Genomic DNA, 15,080 nt, shown 5'->3' with positions numbered 1-15,080 from the left:
GGACGGCTTACTTCTTGGCGCCGTCGGTGGCCGGCTTTGCTTGCTCGCCGGTGGCTTCCTTCTTGTCAGTCTTGGCTTCGGCCTTCTTCTCCGATTTCTTGTGCTTGACGTGATGCTTGGCCTTGGGCGCAGCCTCGGTCTTGGCGGCTTCGGTCTTGGCCGGGGCGGCGGCCGGTGCTGCTGCGGCGCCGGTCTGGGCAAACACGGGCAGGGTCAGGGCCGACAACAGGGAGGCAACGATGATGGTCTTGGTGTTCATGATGGTGTCCTTTCAAGGAGACGAAAATCGGTTCGGATGGGGTGTGTCAGTGTTCGGTCGTACGGTGTACTGCAGGATTACTTGGTCTTGGCAGCAGCTGGTGCGGCGGCCGGTGCAGCCTCGGCTGCGGGCTTGGCTTCGCTGCCGGCGGCCTTCTTTTCGGCCTTCTTGTGCTTGGCGTGATGTTCGGACTTGGTCTTGGCCTTGGCCTTGCTCGTCGCCTCGGTCTTGCCTGCTTCCGCCTTGGCCGGTGCGGCCGTGGTCGCGGCTGGCGCGGCAGTGGCAGGTGCGGTGGCGCCGGTCTGGGCAAACACCGGCAGGGCCAGCGCGGTCAGCAGGGAAGCGACGATGACGGATTGGGTTTTCATGGCAATTTCCTTTAGAAAGTGGTTGTTACGCTCGGCGCTTGATTTTGCGTAATCGCTTCATCATTTCCTTGCGCCTTGCTTCCTATAACGAGCCGCCGACGTGCAGGACGACGTCAAAGTGTTTCAATTCATCGTGGATTTGTAAGCAATCGTTGCGGCTTTGCTTATAATGAGCATCTTCACTTTTTGCCTCACCGAGCGCCTCATGGACTACCAGACCTGGTTCACCTTCTTCGCCGCTGCATGCGTCATCGCCATCTCGCCCGGTTCGGGCGCGGTCCTGTCCATGAGCCACGGTCTCAATTACGGCGTGCGCCGCACCAGTGCCACCATCCTCGGGCTGGAGATCGCGCTGGTGGTGATCCTGGTGATCGCCGGGGCAGGCGTCGGTTCGCTGCTGGTGGCCTCCGAAACCGCCTTCAACGTCATCAAGGTGGCCGGTGCGCTGTATCTGATCTATCTCGGTTTTTCGCAATGGCGCGCGCCGGTGCCGACCGAGCAGCAGGGCGAAGCGCTGGACGCGGCCAATGCCGCCGCCCGCGCCAATCGTGGCCAGCTCTGGTGGCAACGTTGCATGACCGGTTTCCTGACCAATGCCACCAATCCCAAGGGCATCGTCTTCATGGTGGCCGTGCTGCCGCAGTTCATCGACCACCAGCGTCCGCTGTGGCTGCAACTGCTGGTGCTGGCGGTGACCATGGTGGTGGTGGACCTGGTAGTGATGCATGGCTACGCGTTCGCGGCCAGCCGCCTGCAGCGCTTCTTCCGCAGCCAGAAGGCGATCAAGGCGCAGAACCGTTTCTTCGGTGGCGTGCTGATGCTGGTGGGCGCGGGACTGTTCTTCTTCAAGCGCACCCAGCACTGAATCACGGGCGCAGGCCCACGCGCCCAACAAAAAACCCGCAAGTCACAAACTTGCGGGTTTTTTTCATCCGGGCAGGCCGCTGAGGCCGATGGAATGGCCTGCGCCTGCCTTTTCCTTCACTTCAGCTTCATTTGTCCTTTTTCAAACACGACGACATGAAGGCCTTGCGCTCGTCACCCTTCTTGCCAGCGGCGTCGGCATTGCACTGCTTCATCTTGTCCTGCTGGGTCGCCGGCTTGGGCTGTTCCTTCTTCAGGCAGGACGACATGAAGGCCTTGCGGTCGTCTCCTTTCTTGCCGGCAGCGGTGGCGTCCGCATTACATTGCTTCATCTTGTTCTGCTGGGCGTTTTCCGCCATGGCGGGACTTGCCACCAGTAGCGGGGCGGCCAGTGCGAAAGAGGTGATGGCGATGAGCAATTTTTTCATTGAATACTCCCTGGGCAGTGTGGATTCGTCTGTCTGAAAATTCAGACGGGAGCATTACAGCATGAAAGTTTGCGACTGCCTAGCGTACGCAGTTCAGGTCACCCTCCTGGCAGCCGGCCAGGGCCTTGAGCTCATCGGCGCGCTGCCGGGTCTTGTCGGCCAGGCAGGTCTGCAGGGCCAGCGGGGCCGCCGAGCCACCGGCGCTGGCGGAGCTCTCGAACCGGCAGGACAGGTCGCGGTATTTCAGCCAGGCCAGTTGCACTTCGCGCAGCTGGTTCTGCTGGGCCTTGTTCAGCTTCTCGCGGTAGGCCAGATAGGTGGCATTGAGGTCGCTGTCGTTCTGGGTCAGGGTCTGCGAGGCGCAGGCATTCATTTCGGCCTGGGTGGCGGCCTTGCTGCAATCGGCGGCGTAGCTGGCGCCGGCGCACAGGAACAGCAGGGCGCCCAGCAGGGGCAGGGGGGCTTTCATCGTCAGGAAACTCCGTCATGGTTACCGGATGCTCGGGATAGAATTGCATTTTGCCTGTCTTAGAAGACAGTGCGGGGTCACGGTTCTCCCAGGCGTGCAACGAAATTGCAACAAGCCGTATCCGACCCTGCCGACAAAGGAGAAACACATGGGATTGAGCTGGTTGTCTGCCATCAAGTTGATTCCCTGGGGCGACGTGGTCCAGGCCACCCCGGGCATCGTCAAGGGCGCACGTGATCTCTGGTCGCGCACCCGCAAGGCCAAGTCGGCGGTGGAGGCGCAGGAGGCCATGCCGGCGGCCAGCGATGCCGAACTGTTCGCCCAGCGCATCCGGCAGCTGGAGGGCGAACAGCTGGAAGCCAGCCAGTTGATCAACACCCTGGCCGAGCAGAATGCGCAACTGGTCGCCACCATGGACCGCATGCGCTCGCGCCTGCGCATGTTGACCGCCGGTTGCGTGCTGCTGGCCGTGGGGCTGGTGGCGCTCTGGTTGCGTTGAGCCTGCAGGCGGCGTGGAATCGCTATTCCCGCGATGGTGCAGGTATGGCCTGCGCATTTTCTGCTTCCTTTCTTCTTTCTTTTTTTATTCCTGGCGACTGAATGTTCCAACAAGCATTGCGCATGACCCTGCGCGACTGGCGTACCGGTGAACTCCGCTTCCTGCTGATCGCCCTGATCGTGGCGGTGGCGGCCCTGTCGTCGGTGGGTTTCTTCGTTGACCGCATGCGGGCCGGCATGGCCCGCGACGCTCACCAGCTGCTGGGGGCCGACCTGCTGGTGGCCGCCGACCAGCCGCTGCCGCCGCAATGGGTGCAGCAGGCCGGCCAGCAGGGGCTGTTGCAGGCCCAGACCCAGGTCTTTCCCAGCATGGCGCTGGCGGGCGAGGGCGATGCGGCACGTTCGGTGCTCTCTTCCATCAAGGCTGTCACGCCAGGCTATCCGCTGCGCGGCCAGCTCAGGCTGCGCGCCGCCGATGGCAGCGACCAGCCGGCCGAAGGCATTCCACAGCCGGGGACGGTGTGGGTGGACCCGCAGATCCTGTCGCAACTGGACGTGAAGCTGGGCGATACCATCAAGCTGGGCGACTTGCCGCTGAAGATCGCCGCCATCATCTCGGTGGAACCGGACCGTGGCAGCGCCTTCGTCAACTTCGCCCCCCGCGTGATGCTGGGCCAAGCCGATCTGGCCGCCACCCATCTGGTGCAGCTCGGCTCACGGGTGACCTACCGGCTGCTGATCGCCGGCCCGGCCGTGGAGGTCCAGCGCTACCAGAAGCAGATCGAGCGCCAGATCGACGCCGACAAGCTGCGCGGCGTGCGCCTGGAGTCATTGGAAAACGGTCGTCCCGAGATGCGCGCCACGCTGGACCGGGCCGAACAGTTCCTCTCGCTGGTGGGCCTGCTCTCGGCCATGCTGGCGGCGCTGGCGGTGGCCATGGCGGCGCGCCGCTTCATGCTGCGCCACCTGGATGCCTGCGCCATGCTGCGTTGTTTCGGCATGACCCAGGCGCAGGTGACGCGGCTGTACCTGACCGAATTCATCGTCATCGGCCTGGCCGCCAGCGTGATTGGCATGCTGGTCGGCTTTGCCGCGCATTTTGCGCTGCTGCAGTGGCTGGGCAGCTTCATGCCGACCGCCTTGCCGGCGCCGGGCTGGGCACCGGCGGTGCAGGGCGTGGCCACCGGCCTGCTGTTGCTGCTCGGCTTTGCGCTGCCACCCATCCTGCAGTTGCGCAATGTGCCGCATAACCGGGTGATCCGGCGCGACCAGGGCGCACCGCAGGCGATGACGGTGCTCACCTATGTGTCGGGGACGCTGGTGTTTTCGGGCTTGCTGCTGTGGCAGGCCGGCGACCTCAAGCTGGGCTTGCTGACCATTGCCGGCTTCCTCGGCGGCTTCGGCCTGTTCGCGCTGGTGGCCTGGCTTTGCCTGCGGGCGCTACGCTCCATGCGCGGCCTGGTGGATCGCCAGAGCTGGCGCTTTGCCATCGATGGCCTGCAGCGTCGACCGGCAGCCGCCGTGATGCAGGTGGTGGCGCTCGGGCTGGGCCTGATGGCGCTGCTGCTGCTGACCGTCATCCGTGGCGACCTGGTAGGTGCCTGGCGCCAGGCCACCCCGGCGGATGCGCCCAATCGTTTCATCATCAACATCCAGCCCGACCAGCGCCAGGCGGTGCAGCAGGTGCTGCAGCAGGGCGGGGTGAAGGACGCCGCCCTGTATCCGATGATCCGCGGCCGCCTGGTGCAGATCAACGGACGCCCGGTCAACCCGGCGGATTACCAGGAAGATCGCGCCAAGCGCCTGGTCGATCGTGAATTCAACCTCTCCACCATGGCCGAGATCCCGCCCGGCAACGGCATCGTCGCCGGCCGCTGGTACGACGATCGCCAGCCGGAAGCCTCGGTGGAGCGCGGCCTGGCGCAGACCCTGGGCATCCAGTTGGGTGATCGCCTGCAATTCGACATCGCCGGCCAGTTGGTGGAGGCGCCGGTGACCAGCCTGCGCAAGCTGGAGTGGGGGTCCTTGCGGGTCAATTTCTTCGTGATCCTGAACCCGACCCTGATGCGCGATACCCCGCAGAGCTGGATCACGGCGGTGCATCTGGATCCGCAGCAGGAAGCCCTGGGCAATCGCCTGACGCGCGACTTCCCCAATCTCACCGTGGTCGATATCGGCAGCGTGCTGCGCCAGATCCAGGAGGTGGTGGGGCAGGTGATTTCGGCGGTGGAGTTCCTGTTCCTCTTCACGCTCTGCTCGGGCGTGCTGGTGCTGTATGCGGCCCTGGCCGGTTCGCAGGACGAGCGGGTGCGCGAGGCCGGCCTGTTGCGTGCCCTTGGCGCCACGCGCCAGGAGCTATCGCGGGCGCAGCGCATCGAAGTGCTGCTGGTGGGTTCGCTGGCGGGATTGCTGGCGGCCAGCGGTGCGGCTGGCATCGGCTGGGCACTGGCGCATTACGTCTTCAATTTCGACTGGAGCTTCAGCCCGCTGGTGTGGGTGGCCGGCATGGGCTTGGGCGCTGCCTGCTCGGCGTTGGGCGGCTGGGCAGGACTGCGTCACGTGCTGCGTCGTCCGCCCCTGCAGACCTTGCGCGAAGCCTGAGCCGAGGCAGGTCAAACGCCCTGCAGATCGCAGCCGGCCGGCCCGACGATGGCGGGGCGGCTGCGGTATCATGGCGGTCTTATGCAAATCGAAGATCCCAACCAACCCACCACGTTCGAACTCATCGGCGGCGCTGAAAAACTGCGCGAGATGGTCGACCGTTTCTACGACCTGATGGACCTGGAGCCGGAGTTCGCCGGCATTCGCGCGCTGCATCCGCCTTCGCTGGAGGGCTCGCGCGAGAAGACCTACATGTTCCTCTCCGGCTGGACCGGCGGTCCCAGCCTGTACATGGAAAAGTTCGGCCATCCGCGCCTGCGCGCACGTCACCTGCCTTTCCCCATCGGCATCTCCGAGCGCGACCAGTGGCTGCGCTGCATGACCTGGGCCATGCAGGACGTGGGCCTGCCCGACGAGCTGATGAAACGCCTGCTGACGGCGCTCTATCAGACCGCCGACTGGATGCGCAACAAGCCCGAGTAAGCCCCCCCCATGAATACATTCGAAATGATCCTGGCCGGCCTGGTTGTGGTCGGCATCGTCTTGCAGGTACTGGTGCTGCTGCTGCTGCTGCGTGGTGGCTCGCGCGACGACCCGGGGGCTGCCATCGAGGACATGCTGCTGCAATTGCAGCAGGAGCTGCAACGCCACCAGCAGGACACCGGCGAGCGCATCGAGCGCGAGTTGCGCAGCCAGGTCCAGGCCAGCGCCCAGAGCACGCGCCAGGAGCTGGGCAGCAACTTCGCCCAGTTGCAGCAGACGCTGGCCACGCAGATGTCCAGCGTGGCCGGCCTGCAGAACCAGCAGATCGACGGCTTCGCACGGCAACTGGTGAAACTGAACGAAACCAACGCCCAGCAACTGGACAGCATGCGCCAGTCCATCACGCTGCAGGCACAGGTCAACCGCGAAGAGCAGGCCGTTTCGCTCAAGCGCTTCGGCGATACCCTGAACCAGCAACTGTCGGCACTGACCGAATCCAATGCCCAACGCATGGGCGAAGTGCGGGCCACGCTGGAAGCCCGCATCAAGGATCTGCAGAACGACAACGCGCTCAAGCTGGAAGAGATGCGCAAGACCGTGGACGAGAAGCTGCACGCCACGCTGGAGCAGCGCCTGGGTGAATCCTTCAAGCTGGTCTCGGACCGCCTGGACAAGGTGCATCAGGGCCTGGGCGAGATGCAGCAGCTGGCCACCGGTGTGGGCGATCTCAAGCGCGTGCTGACCAACGTCAAGACCCGTGGCACCTGGGGTGAAGTGCAGCTGGAAATCCTGCTGGAACAGATGCTCACGCCCGAGCAGTACGCCAAGAACGTCGAGACCGTGCGCGGCACCGGCGAACGCGTGGAATTCGCCATCCGCCTGCCGGGAGCGAAGGAAGAGGGCGAGCCGGTGTGGATGCCCATCGACGCCAAATTCCCCAAGGAACAGTACGAACGCCTGGTCGATGCGGCCGAGCGCGCCGACGCCGATGGCGTGGCCAGCGCCGGCAAGGAGCTGGAGCGCGCCGTGCGCAACGAAGCCAAGACCATCGCCGAGAAATACCTCTCGCCCCCGCTGACGACCGATTTCGCGATCCTGTTCCTGCCCACCGAAGGCCTGTATGCCGAGGTGATGCGCCGACCGGGCCTGTCCGACGATCTGCAGCGTACCTGCCGGGTGACCATCGCCGGGCCGTCGACGCTGTCGGCACTGTTGAACAGCCTGCAGATGGGCTTCCGCACGCTGGCGCTGGAGAAGCGGTCCTCCGAAGTGTGGCAGGTGCTGGGCGCGGTCAAGACCGAGTTCGGCAAGTTCGGCGAAGTGCTGGCCTCGACCAAGGCGGCGCTGGAACGCGCTGCCCGCAACATCGATCAGGCCGAGACCCGTACGCGCCAGATGAACCGCAAGCTCAAGTCGGTGGAGGCGCTGCCGGCGGAAAGTGCGCAGAAGCTGCTGGGGACGGCAGAGCTGGACCTGGGCGATACGGACGAGGCGGTCTGAGCGGCTGATGCTTCGGCCAGAAAACGAAAAAAGCGTGGCCTTGGCCGTAATGCCGTTCAGTTAAGCTTGTTACCAGCTCGAAAGCTCGCTCAGACTTTGTTTGCACCACCGCTGACCGTTCGTCCTGAGTAGCGGCGTAGCCGCGTATCGAAGGCGCGCCACAAGCTGAGCAGCGCCTTCGATACGGCCCTAAAGGGCCTACTCAGTCCGAACGGTTTCAGATGGCTTGAAGAGAACCAAGCAAAATCGCCGCGCCAAAGTCATCTGGCGCGGCGATTTTTTCTTAACTGAACAGTATTACGGCCTTGGCCGCGCTTTTTTCATGCCGGGGCGGCTTCAGACCAGCCCGTCGAACAGCACCACCGAGACCTCTTCGCCGGCAGCCACGTCGCCGCGCTCATGCTCCAGTTCGAGGATGCAGTTGGCGTCCGACATCGAGCGCAGGATGCCCGAGCCCTGCATGCCGGTCAGGCGCACGCTCCAGCGGCCATCGGCGTCGGGTGCCAGGATGCCGCGCTGGTATTCGGTGCGACCGGCCTTCTTGCGGATGGGCGTGGCGGTCGTCACCCGCAGGCGTGGCAAGGGCCGGGACTCGGCACCAGCCAGCCGCAGCAGGGCATCGCGCACGAAGAAGGAAAAACTGACGGTCACCGCCACCGGATTGCCGGGCAGGCCGAACAGGTAGGCATCGCGCCCACGCGAGCTGATACGGCCAAAGGCCAGTGGCCGGCCGGGACGCATGGCGATCTTCCAGAACGTCATTTCACCCAGGCTGGCCATGATCTGTCTAGTGTAGTCGGCAGCACCCACCGACACGCCACCGGAGGTGATGACGGCGTCGGCCTCTTCACAGGCACTGCGAAAGGCTGCCTCCAGCGCCACCGGATCGTCCGGCACCACGCCCATGTCCAGCACCTCGCAACCCAGGCGGGTCAGCATGCCGTGCAGGGTGTAGCGGTTGGAGTCATAGACGCAGCCTGCGTCCAGCGGCTCACCCACCGAGCGCAGTTCGTCGCCGGTGGAGAAGAAGGCCACGCGCAGGCGGCGCTGCACCGGAACCTCGGCGATGCCCAGCGAGGCCAGCAGGCCGATGTCGGAGGGCCGCAGGATGCGCCCGCGCGGCAGCGCCACGCTGCCTTGCATCAGGTCTTCACCGCGCAGGCGGCGGTTGTCACCGGGCCGTACGCGCCCGGCCGGCAGGGTCACGCCCTGGTCGTCGGCGTCGGTGGTCAGTTCCTGCGGGATGACGGTGTCGCATCCGGCCGGCATGGGGGCGCCGGTCATGATGCGCACGCACTGGCCGCGTTGCACGCTGCCCTCGAAGCGCTGGCCGGCATGGACCGCGCCAACGATCTGCAGGCGTTGCGCCTGGCCGTCGGCGATGTCTTCGCCGCGCAGGGCGTAGCCATCCATGGCCGAGTTGTCATGGGCTGGCACATCGATGCGGGAGATGATGTCCTGTGCCAGCACCCGCGAGAGCGCGCTGCGGATGGCCAGCTTTTCCACCGTCTCGATGGGGGTGATGAAGTCCTGGATCACGGCCTGGGCACGGGCCACGGTCATGGCGTGAGGGTCATAGCCGCTGATGCAGCTGACAATGTCGTTCAGGGAAGGATGGGTCATTGTTCTTCTTCGAGCCGTTGCAACTCCGGCGCGGTGTTGATGTTGCTGAAGGCGTGTTCTTCGGGGAATTCCACTTCCACGCAATGGAGGGTGGCGAACCAGCGGTCCATCTTGCGTTCACCCGTGGCCAGGAAGGCGTCCAGGGCGTCGCGGGTGCTCCTGGAGAGCAGGGCGCAGACCGGATGGCGTTGCCGGCCCTGCGCGCCGGTGGTGACGGCGATGGCGGCCTCGGCGCCAGCCTCGGCAATGGCATCGGCCAGGTGCGCCACCAGGTCATAGGGGATCAGCGGTGCATCGCAGGGGGCGCAGGCCAGCCAGGGGGTGGTGCAGTGGGCCAGACCACTCTGCAGGCCCGCCAGCGGGCCGGGGAAGCCAGCTTGCAGATCGCTCCAGACCGGATAGCCGAAGCTGGCGTAGTGCAGTTGCGAGCGGTTGGCATTGACGGCCAGGGTGCCGACCTGCGGCGCCAGCCGCTCCAGCACGTGCTGGACCAGTGGCTTGCCATGCAGCAGTTGCAGGCCCTTGTCCACCCCGCCCATGCGCGTGCCGCGCCCGCCGGCCAGTACCAGGCCGGTGATGTGGCTGGCGCTCAGGGTGTTGGCGGTGGAGGAGGCCATGGCGGGTGAGGACTGGGGGCAGGGCGGCGGGAGGCGGAACTGAATAGCTAGCCGCCGATATAGGACATCTCGACCTTGCGTGCCGGGGCGGCTTGCATGGCGCTGCGCAATTCGGAATAGCGGTCGCCCCGTTGGCCCCACAATGCGGCGATGGCGCCGGCCATCTCGGCGTCGCTGGCTCCATTGCGCAGGAGGCTGCGCAGATCGTGGCCTTCGCTGGCGAACAGGCAGGTGTAGACCTTGCCCTCGGTAGAGAGCCGGGCGCGCGAGCAATCCTGGCAGAAGGCCTGGGTCACGCTGGAGATGACACCGATCTCGCCGCCGCCATCGACATAGCGCCAGCGCTCGGCGGTCTCGCCGGTGTAGTTGGGGTCGGCCACCTGGAGCGGCATCTCGGCCGAGATGCGCCGCACCACTTCGCTGGAGGGCAGTACCTCGTCCATGCGCCAGCCGTTCGAACTGCCCACGTCCATGTATTCGATGAAGCGCAGGATGGCCGGCGTCCCCTTGAAGTGGCGCGCCATCGGCAGGATCTGGTCGTCGTTGACGCCTTTCTTGACCACCATGTTGATCTTGACCGGACCCAGGCCGGCGGCGTGGGCGGCATCAATGCCTTCCAGCACGCGTGCCACCGGGAAGTCGACATCGTTCATGCGGCGGAAGCTCTCGTCATCCAGCGAATCCAGCGAGACCGTCACGCGCCGCAGGCCGGCAGCCTTGAGCGCCTGCGCCTTCTGCTTGAGCAGGGTGCCATTGGTGGTCAGGGTGAGATCCACCGGCTCGCCATCGGGCGTGCGCAAGGCGGCCAGCATGGCGATCAGGGTCTCGATGTTCTTGCGCAGCAGCGGTTCGCCGCCGGTGAGGCGGATCTTGCGCACGCCATGCGCCACGAACTGGGCGGCCACGCGGGTCAGCTCTTCGAAGGTCAGCAGGTCGGAGTGCGGCAGGAACTGGTATTGCTTGTCGAAGACATCCTTGGGCATGCAATAGACACAGCGGAAATTGCAGCGGTCGGTGACCGAGATGCGCAGGTCGTGCAGGGGGCGGCCCAGGGAATCGGTCAGCCAGCCGGTCGGCACCACCGCCACGGGCGCAATCACGCCTGCCGTACTGGCCGACGGGGCTTGCCGGTGATCGAGGATGGGAATGACGCGCTTGTTCATACGGGCTGGCAAAAATGGGTGTGTAAAGATAGCACGGCTAGCGCTGCGACGTTGCGGTCGGTTCATGCATATTCAGTATGCCGCAAGTGCAGGTATTGCGCGCAATGCCGCGCCGGATCTGGACTTGGGATATCCGCAGCTGGACCGTCGTGCTGCGCGGCCGGCACTGTATCGCTGCCGGGGCGGGCCAACTGTCACCAGATAGGGGACAAGCGGCGGATGACAAGAGGCGCGAGAGCGATAGTTGCCGGGCTGCGGCGACAGACTGGCCAGGAAAATTGGCGAAAACAGCAGGCCGGCGTGCAGGCAGGCCGAGCAGGCAAGAGCGCGGACAAGAAAAAAGGGAGCCGAAGCTCCCTTTTTCCTGGTGATCACTGGTGCGCTTGCACCCTGGCGATCAGCGACGCGTTTCCACCTGGACCAGCGGTTCGCTGGACTGCGGCGGCAGCGGCTTGCGCTCGCGCGGTACACGCGGTGCCGGCACGAAGGCGGCGGCCGCTTCCTGTGCTGCACGCAGCTTGACCGGATCGGTCGTGGCCAGCGTCAGGCCGGCTTGCGACAGCATCTGCTGCAGCGACTCCGGCTGGGCGCCATTGCCGGCATGTGCTGCAGGTGCAGCAGCAACAGGGGCAGCCACTTCCACAGGGGCGACAGGTGCGACCGCAGCAGGGGCCGGGGCCGGATTGACTTCGACCGCATCCAGCAGGCTGATCTGCTGCGGCAGGCTGGCTGCCGGCGCGGCTTGCTGCACGACCTCGACCTGGACCGGTGCTTCCGATGCCGCCGGGGTGGCGACAGGGGCTAGCACTGGCGCCGGGGCAGGTTCAAAGCTCGGTGCCGGGGCGAAGCTGGCGTCGATGGACGGCGCCGGCGGTTCGATGGCCTGCTGTTGCGAGAACACGGCTTCGGTCGCTTCGGCAGCGGCGGCAGCCACGGCTTCCACCGAGTTCACGCCGCTTTCCACGGCGACGGCTTCGGTATGGAGGGCGGCAGGCGCGGACACGTCGGCTGCTTCAGCAGCTTGCGCCGGAACCGGCGAGGCAGCGAAGGAAGCCTGGGCCACGGCGGCCTGGGCGACTTCCACCGGTGCTGCGGGGGCTGTGGCAGCCACGGCTTCGCCGTTTTCACTGCGTTCACCGGCTTCGCCAGCTTCGGCCGCATCGGCATCGGCGTTTTCGATCAGGTTGCCGTTCTCGTCACGTTCGCGACGATGACGGTTGCGACCGCCACGACGACGACGACGGCGCGGTTCGGTGCCGCCTTCGGCGTTTTCCGAGGCTTCGACGCCTTCGCCACCTTCAACTTGCGCCAGATCCAGTTGCGCAGCCTGCTCGTCATTGGACAGGGCCACGGCACCAGCGGCCACGGCCACGCCGGCGGTTGCAGCGCCGGCTGCCAGAGCGGCTTCCAGCGGCAGACCTTCCTCGGTGCGGGCTTCCTTGCGGTCGCCACGCGGGGCGCGAGGTTCACGCGGTTGACGCGGTTCGCGGGGTTCACGACCTTCGCGACCTTCGCGACCTTCACGCGGTTCGCGTGGCTCACGGGCTTCGCGGGGTTCGTTGCGACGGGCTTCCTTGGGTTCCTGGCCTTCGCGGACCTGGACTTCACGGCCCTCGCGACCTTCACGCGGCTCACGGCCTTCGCGTGGTTCACGCGCTTCCTTGGGCTCGCGCGGGCCACGCGGCGGACGCGCCTGCTTGGCATCGGCCAGCTCTCCCGCCTTTACCTCGACGGCAGCGGCACCACGGGCATTGCGCTGTTCGCCATTGGCGTTGCGCTCGCCACGTTCGGCACGATCACCACGGTCGCTGCGATCATTGCGATTGCGGCCACGACCGTTGCGGTCGCCGCCACGGCCATTGCGGTCGCCTTCACGCTTGGCAGGGGCCTTGGCTTCGACCGGGGCCGGTGCTTCCACCGGGGCCACGGGCTTCTTGCGGAAGAAGGCGAAGATTTTGCCCAGCAGGCCCGATTCCGGTGCCAGGGTCGGCGGCGGTACGGGGGCAGCCACCGGTTCCGGGGCCTTGCGTTCGACGATGGGGGCCGGCTGGTCGGGGGTGATGCCCTTGACCACGGCTTCCTGGCGCGGACGCACTTCTTCCTTCTGGCGCTTGCTGTAGCCGATGTCGGTATCGGCCTGCTCGGCCATGTTGTAGCTGGCTTGGGCGTCGTCCAGGCGCGGATCGTCGTGCTTGATCCGCTCCATCTTGTAGTGCGGGGTTTCCAGGTGCTTGTTGGGGATCATGATGACCGTGACGCGATGACGCGTCTCGATCTTCAGGATTTCACCGCGCTTCTCGTTCAACAGGAAGGCGGCGACGTCCACCGGCGCCTGCACATGGATCGCGGCCGAGTTTTCCTTCATCGCCTCTTCCTGGATGATGCGCAGCACCTGCAGGGCGGAGGATTCGGTATCGCGGATGTGGCCGGTGCCGTTGCAGCGCGGGCAGGTCACGTGGCTGCCTTCGGACAGCGACGGACGCAGGCGCTGGCGCGACAGTTCCATGAGGCCAAAGCGGGAGATCTTGCCCATCTGGACGCGGGCACGGTCGTGGTGCAGGGCGTCTTTCAGGCGACCTTCGACTTCGCGCTGGTTCTTGGAGTTCTCCATGTCGATGAAGTCGATTACGATCAGGCCACCCAGGTCGCGCAGGCGCAACTGGCGGGCCACTTCATCAGCCGCTTCGAGGTTGGTGTTGAAGGCGGTGGTCTCGATGTCGCTGCCACGGGTGGCACGCGCCGAGTTCACGTCCACCGACACCAGGGCTTCGGTGTGGTCGATCACGATGGCGCCGCCGGACGGCAGCGGGACCGTACGCGAGTAGGCGGTCTCGATCTGGTGTTCGATCTGGAAGCGGGAGAACAGCGGCACGTCGTCGCGGTAGCGCTTGACGCGGTGGACCATGTCCGGCATCACGTGGGCCATGAACTGCTGGGCCTGGTCGTGGATGTCGTCGGTGTCGATCAGGATTTCGCCGATGTCGGGCTGGAAGTAGTCGCGGATGGCGCGGATGACCAGTGACGATTCCTGGTAGATCAGGAAGGCGCCCGAGGCGGACTGGCCGGCGCCTTCGATGGCGCGCCACAGTTGCATCAGGTAGTTCAGGTCCCACTGCAGTTCATCGACGTTGCGGCCGATGCCGGCGGTGCGGGCGATGACGGACATGCCGTTGGGCAGGTCCAGCTTGTCCATGGTCTCGCGCAGTTCCTGGCGGTCTTCGCCTTCGACGCGGCGGGAGACGCCACCACCACGCGGGTTGTTGGGCATCAGGACCAGGTAGCGACCGGCCAGCGAGATGAAGGAGGTCAGGGCCGCGCCCTTGTTGCCGCGCTCTTCCTTTTCGACCTGGACGATGATTTCCTGGCCTTCGCGCAGCGCTTCCTTGATGCTGGCGTTGCGGACGTCGATGCCTTCCTTGAAGTAGGACCGGGCCACTTCCTTGAAGGGCAGGAAGCCGTGGCGTTCCTCGCCGTAGTTGACGAAGCAGGCTTCCAGCGAGGGCTCGATGCGGGTGATCACGCCCTTGTAGATGTTGGACTTGCGCTGCTCGCGTCCGGTGGTTTCGATGTCGATGTCGATCAGCTTCTGACCGTCAACGATCGCTACGCGCAGTTCTTCCTGCTGCGTTGCGTTGAACAACATACGTTTCATGTTTTCACTCCGGGATCCGAAGATCCTTCAAATGGCCCGTCCGTATGTGGTAGCGGGCCAAAAGTACAGGGGATGTACGCGAGAACGAAGTGATTGGGGAGGGAATTGCCTTGATTGTGTGAGTGCGCCTTAGCGGGCGCTCCAGCACAAGGGGGCGCGGATGCAGTGGACCGGGACGCCGGGCAGCACCGTATCCGCGCCGCGCGCTCCGCCATAGGCGGTCGCGCAGGCAACTGCGGACGGTAAGCTGGTCTGTGGAGCCAAACGTAACATAGTGAGGTTGGCGACGGCGATCGGGTTCTACTGCATCAACCGGCAAGCTTCGCGATGGCCCGGCCCGAATTGCGGCATGGCCCGAGCGATGCGCTGCAAGGGGGCGGGCTGATGAGCCTGCCATGCTTGCGCTGCTGGTCGCCGGGGGGCTGTGCACTGCTGTCCTGGGTCGGGTCACCGGATGCGAGTCTTGCCAGACTTTTATCCTGATGATCCAAACAAATCTGTTCCACTTCCAAGTGCGCTGTCCGATTGCAACTGCGGTGCAAACTGGACTCGCAA

The 15,080-nt window shown here is 65.3% G+C and carries 13 protein-coding genes; 5 read left to right on the top strand and 8 right to left on the bottom strand.

The features are described from left to right. Positions 1-7 precede the first annotated feature (7 nt). On the bottom strand, positions 8-259 hold the full coding sequence (locus HFRIS_RS11700) for a hypothetical protein (RefSeq protein ID WP_006463557.1): 252 nt from the start codon (positions 257-259) through the stop codon (positions 8-10). A 77-nt stretch (positions 260-336) separates the two neighbouring features. Beyond that, positions 337-627, bottom strand: coding sequence for a hypothetical protein (locus tag HFRIS_RS11695; protein WP_006463556.1), 291 nt, complete (start codon positions 625-627; stop codon positions 337-339). A gap of 205 nt (positions 628-832) precedes the next feature. On the opposite strand from HFRIS_RS11695, the gene HFRIS_RS11690 reads away from it, so the two are divergent. Further along, on the top strand, positions 833-1,492 hold the full coding sequence (locus HFRIS_RS11690; RefSeq protein ID WP_006463555.1) for a LysE family transporter: 660 nt from the start codon (positions 833-835) through the stop codon (positions 1,490-1,492). Positions 1,493-1,619: 127 nt separating this feature from the next. On the opposite strand, the gene HFRIS_RS11685 is transcribed toward HFRIS_RS11690, so the two are convergent. Together HFRIS_RS11685 and HFRIS_RS11680 are read right to left on the bottom strand one after the other, a co-directional pair. Continuing rightward, positions 1,620-1,919, bottom strand: coding sequence for a PsiF family protein (locus HFRIS_RS11685; RefSeq protein ID WP_006463554.1), 300 nt, complete (start codon positions 1,917-1,919; stop codon positions 1,620-1,622). 79 nt (positions 1,920-1,998) lie between these two features. Further along, positions 1,999-2,388, bottom strand: a complete 390-nt coding sequence (locus HFRIS_RS11680; RefSeq protein ID WP_006463553.1) for a lysozyme inhibitor LprI family protein — start codon at positions 2,386-2,388, stop codon at positions 1,999-2,001. 148 nt (positions 2,389-2,536) lie between these two features. On the opposite strand from HFRIS_RS11680, the gene HFRIS_RS11675 reads away from it, so the two are divergent. The 4 genes from HFRIS_RS11675 (at position 2,537) to HFRIS_RS11660 (ending at position 7,470) form a co-directional block, all read left to right on the top strand. Then, positions 2,537-2,887: a hypothetical protein gene (locus HFRIS_RS11675; RefSeq protein ID WP_006463552.1), complete on the top strand. Its 351-nt coding sequence runs from the start codon at positions 2,537-2,539 to the stop codon at positions 2,885-2,887. A gap of 101 nt (positions 2,888-2,988) precedes the next feature. Continuing rightward, positions 2,989-5,487: an ABC transporter permease gene (locus tag HFRIS_RS11670; RefSeq protein ID WP_039875424.1), complete on the top strand. Its 2,499-nt coding sequence runs from the start codon at positions 2,989-2,991 to the stop codon at positions 5,485-5,487. An 81-nt stretch (positions 5,488-5,568) separates the two neighbouring features. Next, positions 5,569-5,970, top strand: a complete 402-nt coding sequence (locus HFRIS_RS11665; RefSeq protein WP_006463550.1) for a group II truncated hemoglobin — start codon at positions 5,569-5,571, stop codon at positions 5,968-5,970. A gap of 9 nt (positions 5,971-5,979) precedes the next feature. Then, on the top strand, positions 5,980-7,470 hold the full coding sequence (locus tag HFRIS_RS11660; protein WP_209443012.1) for a DNA recombination protein RmuC: 1,491 nt from the start codon (positions 5,980-5,982) through the stop codon (positions 7,468-7,470). Between the two features lie 336 nt (positions 7,471-7,806). Here the strand turns inward: HFRIS_RS11660 and moeA are convergent, their stop codons facing one another. From moeA to HFRIS_RS11640, 4 genes are all read right to left on the bottom strand, one after another. After that, positions 7,807-9,093, bottom strand: a complete 1,287-nt coding sequence (gene moeA / locus HFRIS_RS11655; protein WP_006463548.1) for a molybdopterin molybdotransferase MoeA — start codon at positions 9,091-9,093, stop codon at positions 7,807-7,809. Then, positions 9,090-9,710 (bottom strand): molybdenum cofactor guanylyltransferase MobA, encoded by a 621-nt coding sequence (gene mobA / locus HFRIS_RS11650; RefSeq protein WP_006463547.1) that lies wholly within the window; start codon positions 9,708-9,710, stop codon positions 9,090-9,092. The genes moeA and mobA overlap by 4 nt, the downstream gene beginning before the upstream one ends. A gap of 47 nt (positions 9,711-9,757) precedes the next feature. After that, entirely contained in the window at positions 9,758-10,873 is a 1,116-nt protein-coding gene (moaA, locus tag HFRIS_RS11645) for a GTP 3',8-cyclase MoaA (protein ID WP_006463546.1), read from the bottom strand. Positions 10,874-11,270: 397 nt separating this feature from the next. After that, positions 11,271-14,525, bottom strand: coding sequence for an Rne/Rng family ribonuclease (locus HFRIS_RS11640; RefSeq protein WP_039875420.1), 3,255 nt, complete (start codon positions 14,523-14,525; stop codon positions 11,271-11,273). Positions 14,526-15,080 lie beyond the last annotated feature (555 nt).

The organism is Herbaspirillum frisingense GSF30, assembly GCF_000300975.2.
Classification (GTDB): Bacteria; Pseudomonadota; Gammaproteobacteria; order Burkholderiales; family Burkholderiaceae_D; genus Herbaspirillum; species Herbaspirillum frisingense.
Note: the sequence above shows the minus strand (reverse complement) of the source record. Positions and strands in the feature narration are given on the sequence as shown.